Origin of the sequence: Achromobacter sp. NPDC058515 (genome assembly GCF_042721735.1) — a bacterium.
Taxonomy (GTDB): Bacteria; Pseudomonadota; Gammaproteobacteria; order Burkholderiales; family Burkholderiaceae_B; genus Achromobacter.
The window spans coordinates 266,863-285,062 of record NZ_JBHXNI010000007.1; the positions used below are offsets into that span (position 1 = coordinate 266,863).

The window sequence follows — 18,200 nt, forward strand, 5'->3', positions numbered from 1 at the left end:
AGCGCCCCGCGCAGAGGGCGCTGCGGCCGCAACGCGATCCGCGTTACCTAAAAAGCACAAGGAGACAAACCATGAAGAAAGCACTGCTTGCGGCCAGCCTGGCCGTCCTGGCGTTGGGAGGCGCCGCCGGCGCCCAGGCCGCCTGGCCCGAACGCCCTATCACAATGGTGGTGCCCTTCCCGCCCGGCGGGCCCACGGACCTGGTGGCGCGCGTGCTGGCCAAGCAGCTGACCGATCAGATGGGCCAGACCGTGGTCGTGGAAAACAAGGGCGGGGCCAACGGCAACATCGGCATGCAGTACGCGGCGGCGGCCAAGCCCGACGGCTACACCGTGCTGTACAACACCTCTTCCATCGCGCTCAGCCCGAACCTCTATCGGTCGCTGGCGTTCGATCCGGTCAAGGACTTCGCGCCCGTGTCGACCACGGCCGTCATCCCGCTGGTGCTGCTCGTCCATCCGTCGGTGCCGGCGAAAAACGCCCAGGCTTTCGTCGAGTACGCGCGCCAGCATCCCGGCAAGCTGTCGTACGGCTCGGCGGGCGCCGGCAACGTCACGCACCTGGGCGCGCTGCTGCTCCTGCGTTCCCTTGATATCGACGCGGTGCACGTGCCCTATCGCGGCAGCGCGCCCGCCATGACGGACCTGGTCGGCGGACAGGTGCAGGTGATGACCAACACGCTGAACGACTCGCTGGGCTTCATTCGCGAAGGCAAGTTGCGGGCGCTGGCGGTCACCAGCTCCGCGCGCAGCGACCAGCTTCCCGATGTGCCGACGGTGGCGGAAACTGTGGCTCCCGGGTTCGGGATGGGCGCATGGCAAGGCGTGGTGGCGCCGGCCGGAACGCCGGCCCCCGTGATTGAAAAGCTGAACGCCGAAATCCTGCGCGCGCTGCAATCGCCGGAAATGCAGAAGCAGCTCAAGGCGCAGGGCGCCCAGGCGCTGGGATCGACGCCGCAGGAGTACGCCGCCTATATCAAGAGCGAGATACAGCGCTGGGGGGAAGTGGTGAAAGCGGCCAATGTGAAGCTGGACTAGGAAGGGGCGGCTCCGGTGTCTGACACCCGCAGGAGATGCGCTTCAATCTGAACCAGCGTCTCAAGGGTGTCAGACACCTCATTCAGATACCTTATTCGGCCCCGGTGTCTGACACCCGCGGGAGACGCGCTTCAATCTGAACCAGCGTTTCAAGGGTGTCAGACACCTCGTTCACCCCTAATGCCGCCAACAGCCAAACCCGCCGGCCGCAGGCGCCTGGCTGGCTTGGATCAGCGCCCGCTCAAAGGTGTCAGACACCTCATTCAGATACCTTATTCGGCCCCGGTGTCTGACACCCGCGGGAGACGCGCTTCAATCTGAACCAGCGCTTCAAGGGTGTCAGACACCTATTCACCCCTATGCCGCCAACAGGCAAAGCCCGCCGGCCGCGGGCGCCTGGCTGGCTTGGATCAGCGCCCGGCGGCCTTGGCGCTCAGGCCGTTGGCCACGCCCATGTCGGTCTTGGGCACGTCGCGGATCAGCACGCGCACGTCTTCGCCCGAGATATCGATGCTGGCGCATACCGCCTGGTTCAGCGCCGCGATCAGCGCGGCCTTCTTGGCCTCGTCGCGGCCTTCGATCAGGGCTACGTCCACGCGTGCCATGCGCTTGCCGATTTCGCCGGCCACGATCACGTTTTCCGCGGGCACTTCCTGCAGCACGATACGCACGCTGGGCGGCGGCGCGGCGATGCTCTCGACGACCGCACTGGACGCCGCCTTCAACAGGGCGGCCTTCTGCGCGGCCGAGTGGCCCTGCAGGATCTGGACATTCAAAATGGGCATGACGGCTTCCGATTTTCCGAAACAGGAGAAACCGGCCGAACTGACCGGCCAGCCATCATATCGTGACTCTGCCCGCGTGCAAGCCTTCGCGCGCGGGCAGAGTTTTTCCTCAGGCGGACGCCGATGTCAGGCGGCTTCGCCCCGGTGCTCGGGCTCGGGCTGGCCTTCCAGCTCGGCGGATGCCTCGGCCGCGACCGCCGTTTCGGCAAGGGCCGGCGTCACCAGCTCCACCACCTTCTTGCGCGACAGCATGCCCAGGAACTCGTCGTCCTCGCCCGTCACGGCAACCGGCTGGTCGCTATGCACCAATTGGGCCAGCACTTCGCCCAGGCCCGCCGTGGCCGGCACGGAGGCCAGGTCCTCGACAAAACGGGACACGTCGCGCGCGCCTTCCTGGATGGCCTGGGCGGCCGCCTTGGCGGTCAGCACGCCGGCCAGCCGCTTGCCGTCCAGCACCGGCGCGTATTCGTAGTCCAGGGCGTTCATGCGGTCCATGGCGTGCGCGGGGCGCGAACGCATGGTCAAGGTCAGGCGCGCCGGGTTGACGGCGTGCGTGGCGTTGAGCACCTTGGTGCGGTTCACGTCCTGCAGGAACGACTGCACATAGTCGTTGGCCGGGTTCAGCAGAATGTCTTCCGGCGTGCCTTCCTGCACCAGCTCGCCGTCCTTCAGGATGGCGATGCGGTTGCCCAGGCGCAGGGCTTCGTCCAGATCATGCGTGATGAACACGATGGTCTTGTTCAGCTTGGCCTGCAGCTGCAGCAGCTGATCCTGCATTTCGCGGCGGATCAGCGGGTCCAGCGCGGAGAACGCTTCGTCCATCAGCAGGATCTCGGCGTCGGTGGCCAGCGCCCGGGCCAGGCCGACGCGCTGCTGCATGCCGCCGGAAAGCTGATGCGGATACTGGTTCTCGAAGCCGGACAGGCCCACCTGCTCCAGCCAATCGCGGGCGCGCTTCTCGCGTTCGGCCTTGCCCACGCCTTGCACGGTCAGGCCGTACGCGGCGTTGTCCAGCACGGTGCGGTGCGGGAACAGGCCGAAGCGCTGGAACACCATGCTCATCTTCTTTTGGCGGAAAACTTCCAACTCGCGCTTGTTCAGGCTCACCACGTCCACGCCGTCGACCAGGATGTGGCCGGCGCTGGGCTCGATCAGGCGGTTGAAGTGGCGGATCAGCGTGGACTTGCCGGAGCCCGACAAGCCCATGATGACGTAGATGCTGCCTTCTTCGATGGACAGGCTGATGTCGCGCAGGCCCAGCGTGTGGCCGCTTTCGGCCAGCAGCTGTTCCTTGCTCATGCCGCCCTGGGCGGCTTCCAGCCATTTCTTCGGATGCGATCCGAAGACCTTGTAGATGTTCTTGACCTCGATCTTGCTCATCGCTGGCCTCCCATGCGCATGCGCTGTCCATACGATTGCGTGATCCGGTCGAACAGCACGGCCAGCACCACGATGCCCAAGCCGGCCAACAGGCCCCGGCCCACTTCCAGGCGGTTGATCCCCAGCAGGACTTCATAGCCCAGGCCGCGCGCGCCGATCATCGACGCGATCACCACCATCGACAGCGCCATCATCGTGGTCTGGTTGATGCCGGCCATGATGTTGGGCAGCGCCAGCGGCAGTTGCACGCCGAAGAGCTGCTGGCGCGGGTTGGCGCCGAAGGCGCGCGAGGCTTCCAGCACTTCGCGGTCCACCAGGCGGATGCCCAGGTCCGTCAGGCGGATCAGCGGCGGCACGGCGTAGATGACGGTCGCGATGATGGCGGGAATCTTGCCCAGGCCGAACAGCATGACGACGGGAATCAGGTACACGAAGCTGGGCATGGTCTGCATCACGTCCAGCACCGGCAGCATGCCGGAACGCAGCCAGTTCACCCGCGCCATCAGCACGCCCAGCGGGATGCCGATCAGCACCGACAGGCCGGCCGCCATGATCATCAGCGCCAGCGTCTGCATGCCGGCGTCCCACAGGCCCAGCACGCCGATCACGCACAAGAGCGCGCCCATCGCCAGGCTCAGGCCGATACGGCGGCTGACGCCCCAGGCGATCGCGATCGTGACAGCTACCACCGCCCACCAGGGCGAGTTGCGCAGCACTTGCTCCAGCCACACCAACGCGTGCAGGACAGGCTGAGACAGGGTCTCGAGCGTGTCCGCGTAGTTGGTGACCAAGTGATCGACAAAACCGTCGATCGCCCCCCGCACCTGACGGGCGGGAATAATTTCAGGAAACATGAATTCGACTCCATTCTGGCGCGCTCACCGCCCGTGTCGCCACCGGCAATCCCGGCGTCGCGGAAAACAATGAGACTTAAACAGGTGTCTGACACCTTGATACGCTGCCGCATGCCGAGACCCTCTCGCGAGGGTGTCAGACACCGCGGAAGCTGCCACCCGAGGTGGCGGCACAAGCGCGCTTGAGGGACCGGGCGCTCTCGCCCGGTCAGCGGCCATCCCGGCAAAGATGTCCGGCCCCACGGAGGGCCGGCACGCGCCACTGCGGCGCGCAGCCAGGGCCACGGTGCGTTACAGCGCGCTTTGGACGCGCCCGGCGACGTCGGCGGGAACCCACTTGGTCCAGACGTCGGGCTTGTTTTTCAGGAACCACTTGGCCACGGCGCTGGACTCGTCGCCGGACTCTTCCATGTGGGCCAGGGTTTCATTGATCACCGGCAGCGGCACCGAGACCTTGGACAGGAATTCGGTGAGCTTGGGGGCTTCCTGCGAGAACTTGGTGTTCACCGCGGTGAAGACGGGGTTGTCGGGATAGGCGCTGGGCTCGGGCTTGGCGCACTTGCTCGACGTCAGGCACTTGTGCTTTTCCGCGTCGTAGGGCGGCATGTCCAGCTTGACCAGGTCCATGGCGCCGACCAGGGGCGTGGGCGACCAGTAGTAAAAGACCACGTTCTGCTTGCGCTTGTAGGCCGACATCAGGGCCGCCTTCTGCGCCGCGCCCGTGCCGGGCGAGTACAGCGTGTAGGAGTCGTCCAGCTTCAGGGCGTGGAACAGGTTGTTGCTGGTGACTTCGCAGCCCCAGCCTGCCGGGCAGCCGTAGAAGCGGCCCTTGCCGGGCTCTTCCGGGTCCTTGAACTCGTCCTTGAACTTGGGCAGGTCGGCCGCGGCCTTCAGCTCGGGCAGGCGCTCGGCGGTGTAGCGCGGGATGTACCAGCCCTCGGCGCCCATGTACAGGTCGCCGATGCGCTTGACCTTGCCGGTCTTCTCGGCGCGGTCCCAGGGATCGGCAACGCTATTCAGCCAGATCTCGGTGTTGATATCCAGATCGCCGCGCTCAAGCGCGGCCAGGGCGGGCAGGGTCTCGGTGGGCAGGGTTTCGGTCTTGCAACCGTAGCCCTTTTCCATGATGAAACGTTCGACATCGACCAGGACCAGGTTGGATTCCCAGTTCATGGCGCCGAAATTGACGGGCCGCTTGATTTCGCACTGAGGGGCGTCGGCGGCTTGGGCCGATCCGGCAAAGGCGAACAACACGGCCACGGCGGCCAGGGTCTTGACAGGGGTAAAACGCATTGGCTTTTGCCTCCATAGGTTCAGGCACACACGCCAGGCCTGGCCTGAAGGTGCCATGGAGCTAAGGGGGTTGTGCGGAAGACGGGCAGAACCGCCAATACAAACCGACACTAGCAACAAGACCGTCCGCGAGGATGCGGGGTCTTGCAAGACAGGAGTTTCAAAAACGAGGTTTTTGAAAACCCACAGAAAGTGAACAAACTGAACGAAGAAGGCAGCATCTTAAACGAAATTGCTGCGCCGCCCAACCCCAGGCATGAATGAAACAGATACATTCGGGGCTAAAAACCTAGGGGATAACCCCGATCGACCAGAGGAAAATTGCCATTTTCTCCTGGGGAAAATTGCCTGCGAGGCAAAGATACATTTAGTTAATATTATGTTCATATTAATACATACAGGCGGTTCCAAAAGGGCCTGAAACGCCCCTTCTGGACCCCGCGCGCACGCATTTTCCGTGCCCAATAGCGCTCAGCTCCCCGGATTCGGATGGGCCTCCACAAAGAAATAATCCTTCCAGGACGCGGCCTGGCCCTGCAGCACACCGATCTCGCGCAGCTTGTCCGCATACACCTGCGTCTGCTGCGGGTACACGGTGAACTGGTTCTCGGGATCGTCGACGATCCGCTTCACGAATTCCGGCGGCAGCTTGGAATTCTGCTGCCGGATGAAGACGGCGGCGGCCTCTTCCTTATGCGCCGGAATCCACGCGGCCGCTTCGGCAAGCGCGGCATAGAAGGCCTTATACGTCTTGGGGTTGTCGTCGTGGAACTTCTGCGTGGTGTAGAGCACGTTGAACGTCGCCGGGCCGCCCAGGATGTCGTATGAACTGATCACCTTGTGCACCGCCGGATTGCGCTCCAATGCCTGGTAGTAGAACGGCGCGCTGGAGAAATGCGCGTTCACTTCCAGGCCGCCGGAAATCAGCGCGGTGGTGGCATCGGGGTGCGGCAGGCTGATGGAGATATCGTCGAAGCGCTTGAAGTTCTCCTTGCCATAGCGCTTGGCGGCCTCGATCTGCAAGGTGCGCGATTGGAACCCCACGCCGGCCGCAGGCACGGCGATGCGGTCCTTGGAAGAAAAGTCGTCCAGCGTCTTGACGGCCGGATTGTTGCTGAGCAGATAGTTGGGCAAGGAGCCCAATGCCGCCACCAGCTTCACGTTCTGCTTGCCGCGCGTGCGGTCCCACAGCACCAGCGCCGGCGGCACGCCCGCCGACACCATGTCCAGCGCGCCGGCCAGCAGCGCCTCGTTCATGGCCGAAGCGCCCGATATCTGCGCCCACTCCACCTTGATGTCCAGCCCGGCCTGCCTGCCGTGCTTCTCAATCAGCTTCTGGTCCTTCACCACATCGAGAATCAGGTAGGCGATGCCGAACTGCTGCGCCACGCGCAAGCTGCCTTCGGCATGGGCAGGGGCCGCGGCGGTGCCGAGCGCCAAGGCCAGAAGCGTTGCATACACGGCGACGCGCCGCGAGCGGAAGGGATGGAAAGACATGGGCAATAGGCTCCTTGGCCGGTTTGTTCGCACGTAGGGTGGCCGGCGATCCTAGCAACGGCGGGCGCCGCGCCGGAACGATCAATTTCTGCTATCCAAATAGCGGATGGAAGAATGGCCGCGACCGGGCAAGGAAGGCGCGGCCTTGGCGAAACAAGCATATGTCTAGATATTCTTTGTCCGCGCAGCTTTCGCTCCGTAGCATGACCCCAAGCTATTTCACATGCATATCGGGGTTGGACATCATGAGTTCGTACAAGAAGCTGCCGTCGATCGACACCGCGCGCCGGCGCCTGCTGTTCCATATCGGCGCGGTGGCGGCGGCCGGCGCCGCCGGCTCGCTGCCCGGCGTGACGCTTGCGCAGTCGCGCGAGCAGGCCACGCTGGCCTCCGGCAGCGCCGGCTACACCTGGGCCCTGCCCTTCGTGGCCGAAAGCGCCGGCTACTGGAAGGCGCGCAACGTCGACCTGAAGGTGCTGGACTTTCCCACGGGGCGCGATTCGATGCAGGCCCTCCTGGCCGGCTCGGCCAACTTCTCGACCACCACCGACACGCCCGTGGTGTTCGCCGTGCTGCAGGGCCTGAAGCCCGGCATCCTGGCCAACTTCAGCCGGTACTCCTACGACATGAAGATCGTGGCCCGCGAAGGCAGCGGCATCGCCGCCGACAAGCCGGCAAGCCTGAAGGGCAAGAAGGTCGGCACGCCGGCGGGCACCTCGGGCCAGTACGCGCTGGCCAAGTATCTGGAATTCGCCCAGCTGTCGGCCAGCGACATCACGCAGGTGAACCTGGCGCCCACCGACCTGATCGGCGCGCTGGTGCGGGGCGACATCGACGCCTTCTCGTGGACCGCGCAGGCCGGCAACGCCGCGCTGCGCCAAAGCGGCGGCAAGGCCTACTTCCTGACGCAGGACGGCTACGAGAAGTACTTCCGCAGCCATCAGCTGCTGCTGGTCAACCAGAACACCCTGGACACGCGCCAGGCGCTGGTCAAGGATGCGATCGGCGCGCTGCTCGATGCCGAGAAGCGCATTGCGCAGGACCCGGCCTGGCCCGAACTGATCGCCGCGCGCATCCGCAGCACGCCCGCCGACGTCAAGCTGGCCACGTCGGTGTTCGAGTTCAAGGTGGGGTTTGACGACAGCTTCATCGACGACCTGGTGAACCAGGCCAAGTGGGCCATCGACGCCAAGCTCGCGCCCGCGCCCGCCGGCGATCTGCGCGCCCTGTTCCGCGCCGCGGTCAAGGATGCGCCGCTGTCCGCGGCCGCGCCCGACCGCGTCAGGCTGGCCTGACGGCATGGGCGCCCTGATCGAATTCCAGCGCGTGTCGCAGTTTTTTGCGACGCGCGGCAATGCGCCGGCCCAGGCGCTGCATGAGGTGTCGCTGGATCTGGCGGCGGGCGAATTCGCCTGCCTCATCGGTCCCTCGGGCTGCGGCAAGACCACGCTGCTGCATCTGCTTGCGGGCTTTCTGCAGCCCACCGACGGAACGGTGCGATTCCAGGGCGGGCGCGTCGAACGGCCCGGCCCCGAGCGCGGCGTGGTGTTCCAGGAATACGCGCTGTTTCCGTGGATGACGGCGCGCCAGAACGTGGAGTTCGGCTTGCGGGCGCAGTCGGCGCCCGCCCCGCAGCGCCGCCATCGCGCGCTGGCGGCTTTGGAGCGCGTGGGCCTGGCCGCCTCGGCCGACCGGTATCCGCACGAATTGTCCGGCGGCATGCGCCAGCGCATTGCGGTGGCGCGTTCGCTGGTCGTCGAACCCAAGGTGTTGCTGATGGACGAGCCCTTTGCCGCCGTCGACGCCATGACCCGCTCGACGCTGCAAAAGGACCTGCTGCGGCTGTGGCAGGAGACCGGCGTATCCGTCGTATTCGTCACCCACAATATCGACGAAGCCATCTTCCTCGCGCAGCGCGTCATCGTCATGGCGCCGCACCCGGGCGCCATCAGCGACGACATCCGGATCGATCTGGACTACCCGCGGCAACGCGGTTCGATCGAGTTCGCCCAACACTACAACCGGATCGAAGCCGCCCTGGCCGCCGGTGCCCACAGGCAGGCAGCATGACATCTTTGACGATGCGCCCCGCGCCCGATCCGGCTGCGCAGGCGGATACCCTGAACGCGCCGGATGCGGCCGGCGGCGCCCCCGCCTCGCGCACCGGCGTGGCGGACCGCTACCAGCAAGCGCACCGGCGCCAGGAACGCGCCAGGCGCCGGCAGCGCCTGCTGCTGAACCTGGCGGGCATCGTGCTGTTCCTCCTGGGCTGGGAAGCCATCCCGCACGTGTTTACCTGGATGAACCCGGCGCTGTTCCCGCCGCCTTCCCGGGTGCTGCAAGCGGCGCTGCCGATGATCGCGTCGGGCGAACTGGCCTCCCACATCACGGCCAGCCTGACGCGCGCGGCCGCCGGATTCAGCATTGCGCTGGTGCTGGGCATCACGGCCGGATTCCTGACGGCGCGCATCGAACCCCTGCACCACCTGAGCGAACCCGTGCTGCATGGGTTCCGTTCGGTGCCGTCGCTGGCGGTCGTGCCCCTGGCCGTGCTGTGGTTCGGCATCGGCGAACTGCCGAAGATCGCGCTGATAGCCTGGGGCGCGTTCTTTCCCATCTGGATCACCACCTTCATCGGCGTGCGCGACACGAACATCGTGTACCTGCGTTCCGCCGCCGCGCTGGGCGCGGGCCGCGCGCGAACCCTGTTCCTCGTGATCCTGCCCGCCGCCCTGCCCTTCATCCTGGCGGGCGTGCGCCAGGCCATCGCCGTATCGCTCATCGTGCTGGTGGCGGCCGAGCTGTCGGGGTCCACGCGAGGCATCGCCTACATGATGTCGCTGGGCCATCAGCTGTTCCAGGTGGAGATCATGTTCATCGGCCTGGTGCTGCTGGGCGCCTTCGGCTTCCTGGCGGACCGCCTGTTCGTCTGGGCCGTCAAGCGGCTCTTCCCCTGGTATCAGAGCGCCTCCTGACATGAGCCGATCGCACACGCGGGCCTCCCCCCGCGCGCTGGTGTTGCGCAACGCCCGCATCCATACATTCCACGCCGCCCATCCGCTGGCCCGCGCGATCGCCTTGGAGGACGGCCGGGTCGTCGCCTACGACGATGCGGCGCTGGCGCTGGCGGACCGCGGCGCCCGGGTGATCGACCTGCAAGGCGCCACGGTGATTCCGGGCATCAACGACACCCACGCGCACATGGAGCGCGAAGGGCTCAAGACCCTGCGCCCGTCGCTGGCCGAAGCGCGCAGCGTCGAGGACGTGCTGCGCGTGGTGCGCGAGCAGGCACGGTCGACCCCGGCGGGCGAGTACATCGTGACCATGCCCGTCGGCACGCCGCCCTATTTCTTCGGCGGCGCGGCGCAGCTGGCCGAGGGCCGCCTGCCCACCCGCCAGGAATTGGACGCGGCCGCCCCCGCGCACCCCGTCTATATCCCCGCGCCCTTCGGCAACTGGGGCAAGCCGCCCGGCAGCGCGGCGCTCAACAGCCTTGCCCTGGCCCGCAACGGCCTGACGCCCGCGTCGCGCCCGCGTTGCGGCGGCATCGAGCTGGGCCGCGACGAAGCCGGCGAGCTGGACGGCATCATCGTCGAGCGCAATGCCCGCCCCGCCGTGGAATTCGACCTGCTGCCGGACGTGCCCCGCTTCGGCTTTGCCGACCGCCTGAAGGGCCTGCGCATTTCGCAGCAGCGCTACCACGCCAAGGGCGTCACCAGCATCTACGAGGGCCATGGCTGCGCGCCGGAGACGATCTCGGTCTATCGCAAGCTATGGGAGGACGGCGAACTGACCATGCGGTCCACGCTGGTCGTCAGCCCGGCATGGAGCGACCTGGCGGAAGCCGCCCGCGCCATGCGCGACTGGCTTGCCGCCGCCCGCGGGCGCGGCCTGGGCGACCCCTGGTTCCGCGTCAGCGGCATCCATATCGCCTATGGCGGCGACCCCGTCGTGGCCTGCTGCGCGCGCGCCAACCTGCCCGACACCGGCTGGTCGGGATTTGTCGAGCAGGCGGTCACGCCCGCGGATTTCCGGGCCCTGTGCCTGCTGGCCGCCGAACATGACCTGCGCGTCAACGTCATCGTGTCGGACAAGCTGCATGAAGTGGCGCCGGTGCTGCGCGAGGTCGACGCCCGGTTTCCACTGGCGGGACGCCGCTGGGTCGTCCAGCACATCGCGCGCTCGCGCATCGACGACCTGAGGGCGCTCAAGGCGCTGGACGTGCTGGTCACCACGATTCCGACGTACTTCCTCTGGAAAGGCGGCGCGGCCTATCTGGACGAGCCGGACGGCGGCAACGGCGTGGCGCCTCACGCGACCATGCTGGAGCTGGGCTTGGACCTGTCGCTGGCGACCGACAACATCCCGTACGATCCGTTCCACACGCTGTGGGTAGCCGGCGCGCGCCGGGAGCGGCTGACGGGCCGCGTCATCGGCGCCGGCCAAGCCTTGTCCGCCCGCGACGCCCTGCATGCATTCACCGTCGCCGGCGCCCGGCTGAGCTTTGACGAAGACTGGAAAGGGCCGCTTGCGCCCGGCTTCGCGGCGGACCTGGCGGTGCTGGACCGCGACCCGCTGCAACTGCCGCCCGATGCCTGGCGCGAGGCGCAGTGCGCCATGACCGTCGTGGGCGGCCGGATCGTGCATGAGGCGCGCGGCGCGGACTTGGCCTGACCATCGCCCCGCCCGCGCCTGCGGCGATCATTGGCCGCGGCGCTACTTGGCCGGGCCGCCCCCGAGCAGCTTGAACGACTGGTCGGCCGCCCGCAGGGCGCGCGACTCGCGATTCCAGCCGATCTGCCGGCGATAGCTGCCCAGCAGTCCCGCCTGAATGAGTTCCCGTTCGTCCACGGGAACGGGCGCGTCGGCCTGCGGCGCGACGTACATCGCGTCTTCCGGGCACCAGGCCTCGCACATGAAACAGGTCTGGCACGCGTCCTGGCGGGCGATGACGGGAGCCGCGCCCTCCACGATATCGAATACGTTCACCGGGCAGACCCGGACGCAGATATTGCAGCCGGTGCAGCGGCTGTCGCTGATCAGCTCGATCATGCCGCCAGCCTCTCTTGCGTCGCCGCCGGCGCGCCGTCCGCGGCATGGGCGCGCGGCCGCACCCAGACCTCGTCCAGGCCGCCCGAACTCAGGTGATGGTACTGGGCGGCATCCTGCTCCAGGAAGTCATACCGTTTGTGCATGCCCCGCGTCTCGCGGCGGGCCAGCGCGCTGCGGTACATCCAGCGCGACGTGGCCAGCATGGCCGCCGCTTCGCGCGTGGCAAGCAAGTCCACGGAGTCCGCCGGCCCCGTCGCCCGCAGCGCCTGCCACTGCGCGTCCAGCCGGGCCACGGAAGGCTCCAGCACCTCGGCCGTCCGGAAATAGTTCCGTTCAAAGGGCATGACCTCGTCCTGCACGGCCTTGGCGAGCGCCGCGGCATCGGCCGCGCGCGCGCCCGGTCCGCGCAGGCCCGCCTGACCGGCCCCGATGCGTAGCCGGTCCCGGCCGCGCATTTGCAGCGCATGCGCCGCGGCGCCTTCGCCGGCCCACGAGCCGGATGAAATGGCCCAGGCGGCATTGTGGCTGCCGCCGCCCGTGAATCCGCCGCAGATGGGCTCCCGCGTGGCGGCATCGCCGGCGGCGTACAGGCCGGGCACGGAGGTCGCGCAATCCGCGCCCGTCAGGCGCAGGCCGCCGGTGCCGCGCACGGTCCCCTCCAGCCGCAGGGTCACCGGAAAGCGTTGCGTGAACGGATCGATGCCGCTGCGATCGAACGGCAGGAAGAAATTGGGTTGCGCGGCGCGCATGGCCTGCCGCGTGGCGCCGTCGGCCTGGTCCAGCCGCGCATAGACCTTTTGCCGCAGCAGTTCGCGCGCAATCACCGAGCGGCCTCCCTTGGACGCCGCGCCGGGAATCGGCACGCCATCGGCATCGGTGAAGGTCGCCCAGTTGTAGAACAGCGTCTTCGTCACCGAACCGAATTCCGGCGCAATGCCGTAAGCGTTGGAGAACTCCATGCCCGACATTTCCGCGCCCAGCTCAGCCGCCATCAGCAGGCCGTCGCCGGTCAGCACGTTGCAGCCCAAGGCCCGGCTGAGGAAAGCGCAGCCGCCCGTGGCAATGACCACCGCCCCCGCCCGCGCCGACCAGGCGCCGCCGCGCTGCCTGTCCACGCCCGCCGCGCCGGCCACCGCGCCATGCTCGTCGCGCAGCAATTCCAGCACGGGATGGTGATCCAGGATCTTGCCGCCCGCCTCTTTGACCTGCTTGCGCATCAGGCGCATGTATTCCGGGCCTTGCAGCGAATTGCGGCGCGACGCCCCGTCCGAATCGACCGGGAACGGGTAGCCCCAGTCGGCCAGGGTGTTGATGCCGTCCCACGTCCGGTCCAGCACCCGGCGCATCCAGCCGCGATCGGCCAGCCGGCCCCCCATCTCGTAGCGGCTGGCCATCGCGGCCTCGCGCTTTTGCGGATCGGGGTCGACGTACCAGACCGCGGTGCCGGCCGCGGCGGTCGCGCCAGACGATCCGCAATAGCCCTTGTCGGCCAGGATGACGCTTGCGCCGGCGCGGGCGGCGCGTATGGCCGCCCAGGCGCCGGCGGGGCCTCCGCCGATAACCAGCACATCCGCCTCATAGCCCGAATTGGCGCTGCCTTGCGGCGCCGCGTGGTTGCCCGCCATGGAACCCCCTGCTCTTGATTGCTTGCAATGGAAGGTTCGATGGTATGCCGCGCGAACATCAGGGCGAACGACGGATCGGCGATTTGCAAATCACCCGGATCGATCCGCGCTCGCCGCCGCCCGGGTCAACCCCCGGGCGGATTCCCGTACATATAGTCTCGCCGCCACGGATAGGCCAGATCGGCGGGATGGTCCAGTTCGTCGTGGCGCCCGGTCGCGGGATGCTGGGCAAGGATCTGGTGCAGCGCGATCCAGCCGTGCTCGAAGGCCATCGCGCAGCCGGCCAGGTACAGGCGGTAGGCGCGCAGCGAACGCTCGCCCTGGCCGGCGCCCAGTATCCGGGCCGCTTCGGGCAGCCTGGCCTCCAGCGCGTCGCTCCATGCCCACAAGGTGCGCGCGTAATGCGGCCGCAGGTTTTCCAGGTCCGCGTCCTCCAGGCCGCCATTGGTCATGGCTTCCATCACGACGCTGACATGGGTCAGTTCGCCGCCGGGGAAGATGTACTTCTCGATGAACTCGCCCATGCCGTTGCCGAGCTCGGGGTTGTACACGCCGGCCGCGGTGATGCCGTGGTTCATGATCAGCCCGCCCGGCTTGAGCAAGCGGCGCAGCTTGGCGAAATAGCCTTCCAGCTGTGCGCGTCCCACGTGCTCGAACATGCCCACGGACGCGATCTTGTCGTAAGGCTCCGACTCGTCGAGCTTGCGGTAGTCCAGCAGCTCCATGCGGACCCGCCCGCCCAGGCCCTTTTCCTGGATCAGCTTCGTGACGTGCGCATGCTGGTTGCGAGACAGCGTGATGCCGGTGGCGTCCACGCCATAGTGTTCGGCCGCCCAGAGCAGCAAGCCGCCCCATCCCGCGCCCACGTCCAGGAAGCGCTCGCCGGCTTGCAGGCGCAGCTTGCGGCAGATGAGGTCCAGCTTGGCCTCCTGCGCCTGCGCCAGCGTCATGCCCGGCGCGCGGAAATAGGCGCAGGAATAGACCCGGCGCGGGTCCAGCCAGAGCGCGTAGAAGTCGTCGGACAGGTCATAGTGGAATTCGATCTGCTTGGCGTCGCGCTCCACCGAATGCCGCCACACCGACATCACCTTGCGCACCAGCTCGGTCAGCCAGCCGCCGCGCGCCGCCTCCACGGGCGAACCGGGCAGGAGCGCGGACGCGGCCGCCATGACATCGCGCATATTGCCCTCGATATCGATCCGCCCTTCCACATAGTCCTGCCCCAGGATGCCCACGGCGCCTTGGGCCAGATGGGCCAGCGCGGTCTTGTCATGCGCCACGAAACGGACGCGGGGGTCTGGGGGACCCAGCACCGCGCCGTCGGGCAGCACCAGTTGGACGGGGACCGGCAGCGCCTGAAGTTTGCGTTCCACGACCGACAGCAAAGGATTCATGGCTTCTCCTCTGGATACGTAAAGACGCCGGAAACTTTATCGGAAAACGTCCGCAATCTGCCTGTAAGGCAGCCCATGATAAAGTCGCTGGCTTGGCGCAAACCATGCAGCACATACCCGCGCCCTGTCTCTGCGTTTTACCGCGATCCACATGCCCCCAACACAAACTTCCCGCAGCGGCCTGCCTGGTTGGCTCATTCTCATGGGCGCGCTGACGGCCATCGGCCCCTTCGCCATCGACATGTACCTGCCCGCGTTCCCCACGATCGCGGCGAACCTGGGCGTGGCGCGCGGGGATGTCGAGCGCACGCTGGCGGCCTACCTGATCGGGCTGGCCATGGCGCAGGTGTTCTACGGCCCCATGGCCGACCGCTACGGGCGCAAGCCGCCGCTGCTGGTGGGGCTGGCGCTGTTCATGGTGGCCTCGCTGGGCTGCGCGCTGTCGGGCTCGGTCGAGGCGCTGACCGGATGGCGCGTGGTGCAGGCCATGGGCGGCGCGGCCGGCATCGTGATCCCGCGCGCGGTCATCCGCGACCACTACGATACCCATGAGGCCGCGCGCGCCATGTCGCTGCTGATGCTCATCATGGGCCTCGCCCCGATCCTCGCGCCGTTGGCCGGGGGGCAGCTGCTGGCCATCACCACCTGGCGCAGCCTGTTCTGGGTGATGCTGGTGGGCGGCGCGATCCTGATGGTCGCGGTCACGATGATCATGAAGGAATCGCTGGCGCCGGAACGCGTGGTGCCCTTGCGCTGGAGCACCATCCTGCGCAACTACCGCGACCTCTTCGCGCACCGCGGCTTCATGGCGCACAGCCTGGCGGGCGGCTTTGGCCAGGCCGGCATGTTTGCCTACATCATCGGCTCGCCCCGCGTCTTCATCGAACTCTACGGCGTGCCGCCGCAATACTACGGACTGCTGTTCGGGACCAACGCGCTGTCCCTCATCATCTGTTCGCAGATCAGCGCCCGCCTGCTGCGCACCTACACGCCGCGCCAGCTTCAGCGCAGCGCCCTGATCTCCCTGGCCTGCGCCAGCCTGGCGGCCGTGGCCCTGACGCTGGCCGGATGGATGACGCTGCCGCTCCTGATGCTGTGCCTGATCGGCTACATGGGCAGCCAGGGCTTCGTGAACCCCAACTCGGCCGCCCTGGCGCTGTCGGACCAGGGCAAGCGCCTGGGCGCGGCGTCCGCGCTATTGGGGACGCTTCAGCTGTCCTGCGGCGCGCTGGCGGGTTTCGCCGTCAGCGCCTGGCAGACGGACAGCGCCCTGCCCCTGACGACCACGTTGGCAACCTGCGCCTGCCTGTCCTGGATTTCGGGCCGCGTGGCGAGCTCGCACCCTGCCTGACGCCTGCCCGCTTGATTTACTTACGTTTTTCGTATTAGAATCTACGTCTTCACATGAAGTTTCCCGTGCCGGACTACTATGCTTTGTAGTTCAGCACTCTGACCCCCAACCGCGCAGCGCAGTGTTGCAAAATCGTTGAAAAAACGGCGGGTGGCAGGCAGCGGGTATAAGCACGGGGGCGGAAGGCACTTTCGCTCCTCATCCACTAAGACTGGGTGGCCGGCCAAGGCAGCGCGCAGCGCAGCCTTGGCCGGCGGCTAAAACCCTGTCTACCCCCACACAGCGATGCGCGGCAAGAACGACACTTAAGAGGTGCATCCATGGCACGCGTATGCCAAGTGACCGGCAAAGGCCCGATGGTGGGCAACAATGTTTCGCACGCGAACAACAAGACCAAGCGTCGCTTCCTGCCCAACCTGCAATCGCGCCGGTTCTGGGTTGAAAGCGAAAACCGCTGGGTTCGCCTGCGCGTCTCGGCCAAGGCCATCCGCACGATCGACAAGAACGGCATCGACGCCGTGCTGGCCGAAATGCGTGCCCGCGGCGAAATGGCCTAATCGGCCTCCCCGCCAATCTACATACTAGGAGCACGACATGGCCAAAGGTATCCGCGAAAAGATCAAGCTCGAGTCGACTGCCGGCACGGGTCATTTCTACACGACCACCAAGAACAAGCGCAACATGCCCGAGAAGATGCTGATCAAGAAATTTGATCCGGTCGCTCGCAAGCACGTGGACTACAAGGAAACCAAGCTGAAGTAATTCAGCCGGTATCCTCGGTTCGAAAAAGGCCCTGCATCGCAGGGCCTTTTTGATTCTGGGCTGCCCCACGCCCGTCAAGCCTGGCCGAGGCGGCGATCGTTCAGGCGGGGATGAGGCGCTCGGCCTTCAGGCGCTCGAATAGATCGAAGAACGCATCCGGCGTGCTTTGGTAGTCCAGGAACCCGGCCTTGCGGCTCTTGGTCATGTCGGCCACGACCTCCATCGGGCGCCCGAGATCGGCGTCGGTATGCCACCACGAGGCGATCCGGTCGATATGAGGTTCGCGCAGGCCGTGTTCCGCGGCGATCCGGGTCCACTCATCCGCGGCCTCCCGCATTCGCCCTTCCAGCGGGCGCATGTTGCCGTCGAACGGCGCGGGCTCGACGCCGAAGTAGCCAGCCACTTGCCCCCACAGCGTCCTCCAGCGAAATACGTCGCCGTTGACGACGTTAAAGTCCTCGTTGCGCCCCTGCTCGTGCGTCGAGGCCCATTCCAGGTGCCGCGCCAGAAGACGGGCGTCGGTCATATCCGTAAGTCCGTTCCACTGCGCGGCCGAGCCAGGGAAGACGAACGGCTGGCCGGTGCGCCTGCACAGCGTCGCATAGACCGCCAGGGTCTGGCCCATGTTCATGGCGTTGCCGACGGCGGACCCGATGATCGTGTGCGGACGGTGCACGCTCCAGCCGAAGCCGTAGCGGTCGGCGGCCTCGAACAGCCGGTCCTCCTGCGCGTAATAGAAATTGTCCACCGGCTGGCGGCCCTGCGTTTCACGGAATGGGGTATCGGGCACGGCGCCCGCCGCATACGCCTCGAAGGGGCCGAGATAGTGTTTCAGCCCGGTCACCAGCGCGGCGTGCCTTAGCCTGGACGCACGCCCGAGCGGCTCCAGGACATTGCCCACCATGGCGCCGTTGACGCGAATGTTCTCTTTCTCGGTAGCCTGCCGGGACCAGGCGGTGAAGAACACATGGGTGATGTCGAGTTGCGCCGCCGCGGCGGCCACGGAAGCGGCGTCAGTCAGGTCCGCGATGACGGGTGTGCTGCCCGGCACGGTTGCTGCGCGGCCGCGCGACAGGCCGTGCACCGTCCAGCCCTGCGCCAACAGATGTTCCGACAAAGCGCGCCCGATGATGCCGCTGGCTCCGACGATAAGTGCGTTATGACTCATGC

The 18,200-nt window shown here is 66.8% G+C and carries 17 protein-coding genes; 8 read left to right on the forward strand and 9 right to left on the reverse strand.

Annotated elements, in window-relative coordinates; translation table 11 throughout:
• Positions 1-71: 71 nt before the first annotated feature.
• On the forward strand, positions 72-1,037 hold the full coding sequence (locus ACFWP0_RS15010) for a Bug family tripartite tricarboxylate transporter substrate binding protein (protein WP_377843310.1): 966 nt from the start codon (positions 72-74) through the stop codon (positions 1,035-1,037).
• 410 nt (positions 1,038-1,447) lie between these two features.
• Here ACFWP0_RS15010 and ACFWP0_RS15015 read toward each other — a convergent pair whose 3' ends face one another.
• From ACFWP0_RS15015 to ACFWP0_RS15035, 5 genes are all read right to left on the reverse strand, one after another.
• Positions 1,448-1,822, reverse strand: a complete 375-nt coding sequence (locus ACFWP0_RS15015; RefSeq protein ID WP_377843312.1) for a tautomerase family protein — start codon at positions 1,820-1,822, stop codon at positions 1,448-1,450.
• Between the two features lie 126 nt (positions 1,823-1,948).
• Positions 1,949-3,202 (reverse strand): glycine betaine/L-proline ABC transporter ATP-binding protein, encoded by a 1,254-nt coding sequence (locus tag ACFWP0_RS15020; RefSeq protein WP_377843313.1) that lies wholly within the window; start codon positions 3,200-3,202, stop codon positions 1,949-1,951.
• Positions 3,199-4,056 (reverse strand): ABC transporter permease, encoded by an 858-nt coding sequence (locus tag ACFWP0_RS15025; protein WP_377843315.1) that lies wholly within the window; start codon positions 4,054-4,056, stop codon positions 3,199-3,201. The genes ACFWP0_RS15020 and ACFWP0_RS15025 overlap by 4 nt, the downstream gene beginning before the upstream one ends.
• A gap of 291 nt (positions 4,057-4,347) precedes the next feature.
• The gene (locus ACFWP0_RS15030) at positions 4,348-5,349 is read right to left on the reverse strand and encodes an ABC transporter substrate-binding protein (protein ID WP_377843317.1); all 1,002 of its coding nucleotides are present in this window, start codon (positions 5,347-5,349) and stop codon (positions 4,348-4,350) included.
• A 471-nt stretch (positions 5,350-5,820) separates the two neighbouring features.
• Positions 5,821-6,846: an ABC transporter substrate-binding protein gene (locus ACFWP0_RS15035; protein ID WP_377843318.1), complete on the reverse strand. Its 1,026-nt coding sequence runs from the start codon at positions 6,844-6,846 to the stop codon at positions 5,821-5,823.
• 245 nt (positions 6,847-7,091) lie between these two features.
• On the opposite strand from ACFWP0_RS15035, the gene ACFWP0_RS15040 reads away from it, so the two are divergent.
• The 4 genes from ACFWP0_RS15040 to ACFWP0_RS15055 are packed head-to-tail and all read left to right on the forward strand — an operon-like array spanning position 7,092 to position 11,520.
• Positions 7,092-8,141, forward strand: a complete 1,050-nt coding sequence (locus ACFWP0_RS15040) for an ABC transporter substrate-binding protein (protein WP_377843320.1) — start codon at positions 7,092-7,094, stop codon at positions 8,139-8,141.
• A gap of 4 nt (positions 8,142-8,145) precedes the next feature.
• Positions 8,146-8,916 (forward strand): ABC transporter ATP-binding protein, encoded by a 771-nt coding sequence (locus ACFWP0_RS15045; RefSeq protein ID WP_377843322.1) that lies wholly within the window; start codon positions 8,146-8,148, stop codon positions 8,914-8,916.
• Positions 8,913-9,821 carry an ABC transporter permease gene (locus ACFWP0_RS15050; protein ID WP_377843324.1) on the forward strand — a complete coding sequence of 303 codons (909 nt, stop codon included), beginning with the start codon at positions 8,913-8,915 and terminating at the stop codon, positions 9,819-9,821. The genes ACFWP0_RS15045 and ACFWP0_RS15050 overlap by 4 nt, the downstream gene beginning before the upstream one ends.
• A gap of 1 nt (position 9,822) precedes the next feature.
• A complete protein-coding gene (locus tag ACFWP0_RS15055) occupies positions 9,823-11,520 on the forward strand; it encodes an amidohydrolase (protein ID WP_377843325.1) in 1,698 nt (565 codons plus the stop codon).
• Between the two features lie 42 nt (positions 11,521-11,562).
• Here the strand turns inward: ACFWP0_RS15055 and ACFWP0_RS15060 are convergent, their stop codons facing one another.
• The 3 genes from ACFWP0_RS15060 to ACFWP0_RS15070 all read right to left on the reverse strand — a co-directional run bounded on the left by ACFWP0_RS15060 (position 11,563) and on the right by ACFWP0_RS15070 (position 14,917).
• Positions 11,563-11,898 (reverse strand): 4Fe-4S dicluster domain-containing protein, encoded by a 336-nt coding sequence (locus ACFWP0_RS15060; RefSeq protein WP_377843327.1) that lies wholly within the window; start codon positions 11,896-11,898, stop codon positions 11,563-11,565.
• Complete coding sequence (locus ACFWP0_RS15065; RefSeq protein WP_377843328.1) at positions 11,895-13,523, reverse strand: FAD-dependent oxidoreductase; 1,629 nt, start codon at positions 13,521-13,523, stop codon at positions 11,895-11,897. The genes ACFWP0_RS15060 and ACFWP0_RS15065 overlap by 4 nt, the downstream gene beginning before the upstream one ends.
• Positions 13,524-13,648: 125 nt before the next feature.
• Entirely contained in the window at positions 13,649-14,917 is a 1,269-nt protein-coding gene (locus tag ACFWP0_RS15070; protein ID WP_377843330.1) for a class I SAM-dependent methyltransferase, read from the reverse strand.
• Positions 14,918-15,119: 202 nt separating this feature from the next.
• On the opposite strand from ACFWP0_RS15070, the gene ACFWP0_RS15075 reads away from it, so the two are divergent.
• The 3 genes from ACFWP0_RS15075 to rpmG all read left to right on the forward strand — a co-directional run bounded on the left by ACFWP0_RS15075 (position 15,120) and on the right by rpmG (position 17,030).
• Positions 15,120-16,268 carry a Bcr/CflA family multidrug efflux MFS transporter gene (locus ACFWP0_RS15075; RefSeq protein WP_377843332.1) on the forward strand — a complete coding sequence of 383 codons (1,149 nt, stop codon included), beginning with the start codon at positions 15,120-15,122 and terminating at the stop codon, positions 16,266-16,268.
• A gap of 320 nt (positions 16,269-16,588) precedes the next feature.
• Entirely contained in the window at positions 16,589-16,825 is a 237-nt protein-coding gene (gene rpmB, locus ACFWP0_RS15080) for a 50S ribosomal protein L28 (protein WP_013395424.1), read from the forward strand.
• Between the two features lie 37 nt (positions 16,826-16,862).
• Positions 16,863-17,030: a 50S ribosomal protein L33 gene (gene rpmG, locus ACFWP0_RS15085; RefSeq protein WP_003810296.1), complete on the forward strand. Its 168-nt coding sequence runs from the start codon at positions 16,863-16,865 to the stop codon at positions 17,028-17,030.
• 100 nt (positions 17,031-17,130) lie between these two features.
• Here rpmG and ACFWP0_RS15090 read toward each other — a convergent pair whose 3' ends face one another.
• The gene (locus tag ACFWP0_RS15090; protein ID WP_377843334.1) at positions 17,131-18,198 is read right to left on the reverse strand and encodes an SDR family oxidoreductase; all 1,068 of its coding nucleotides are present in this window, start codon (positions 18,196-18,198) and stop codon (positions 17,131-17,133) included.
• Between the last annotated feature and the right edge of the window lie 2 nt (positions 18,199-18,200).

Bases quoted from the DNA above. Each gene is read 5' to 3' on its own strand.
- ACFWP0_RS15010 (WP_377843310.1), top strand. From the start codon at position 72: ATGAAGAAAGCACTGCTTGCGGCCAGCCTGGCCGTCCTGGCGTTGGGA.
- ACFWP0_RS15015 (WP_377843312.1), bottom strand. From the start codon at position 1,822: ATGCCCATTTTGAATGTCCAGATCCTGCAGGGCCACTCGGCCGCGCAG.
- ACFWP0_RS15020 (WP_377843313.1), bottom strand. From the start codon at position 3,202: ATGAGCAAGATCGAGGTCAAGAACATCTACAAGGTCTTCGGATCGCAT.
- ACFWP0_RS15025 (WP_377843315.1), bottom strand. From the start codon at position 4,056: ATGTTTCCTGAAATTATTCCCGCCCGTCAGGTGCGGGGGGCGATCGAC.
- ACFWP0_RS15030 (WP_377843317.1), bottom strand. From the start codon at position 5,349: ATGCGTTTTACCCCTGTCAAGACCCTGGCCGCCGTGGCCGTGTTGTTC.
- ACFWP0_RS15035 (WP_377843318.1), bottom strand. From the start codon at position 6,846: ATGTCTTTCCATCCCTTCCGCTCGCGGCGCGTCGCCGTGTATGCAACG.
- ACFWP0_RS15040 (WP_377843320.1), top strand. From the start codon at position 7,092: ATGAGTTCGTACAAGAAGCTGCCGTCGATCGACACCGCGCGCCGGCGC.
- ACFWP0_RS15045 (WP_377843322.1), top strand. From the start codon at position 8,146: ATGGGCGCCCTGATCGAATTCCAGCGCGTGTCGCAGTTTTTTGCGACG.
- ACFWP0_RS15050 (WP_377843324.1), top strand. From the start codon at position 8,913: ATGACATCTTTGACGATGCGCCCCGCGCCCGATCCGGCTGCGCAGGCG.
- ACFWP0_RS15055 (WP_377843325.1), top strand. From the start codon at position 9,823: ATGAGCCGATCGCACACGCGGGCCTCCCCCCGCGCGCTGGTGTTGCGC.
- ACFWP0_RS15060 (WP_377843327.1), bottom strand. From the start codon at position 11,898: ATGATCGAGCTGATCAGCGACAGCCGCTGCACCGGCTGCAATATCTGC.
- ACFWP0_RS15065 (WP_377843328.1), bottom strand. From the start codon at position 13,523: ATGGCGGGCAACCACGCGGCGCCGCAAGGCAGCGCCAATTCGGGCTAT.
- ACFWP0_RS15070 (WP_377843330.1), bottom strand. From the start codon at position 14,917: ATGAATCCTTTGCTGTCGGTCGTGGAACGCAAACTTCAGGCGCTGCCG.
- ACFWP0_RS15075 (WP_377843332.1), top strand. From the start codon at position 15,120: ATGGGCGCGCTGACGGCCATCGGCCCCTTCGCCATCGACATGTACCTG.
- rpmB (WP_013395424.1), top strand. From the start codon at position 16,589: ATGGCACGCGTATGCCAAGTGACCGGCAAAGGCCCGATGGTGGGCAAC.
- rpmG (WP_003810296.1), top strand. From the start codon at position 16,863: ATGGCCAAAGGTATCCGCGAAAAGATCAAGCTCGAGTCGACTGCCGGC.
- ACFWP0_RS15090 (WP_377843334.1), bottom strand. From the start codon at position 18,198: ATGAGTCATAACGCACTTATCGTCGGAGCCAGCGGCATCATCGGGCGC.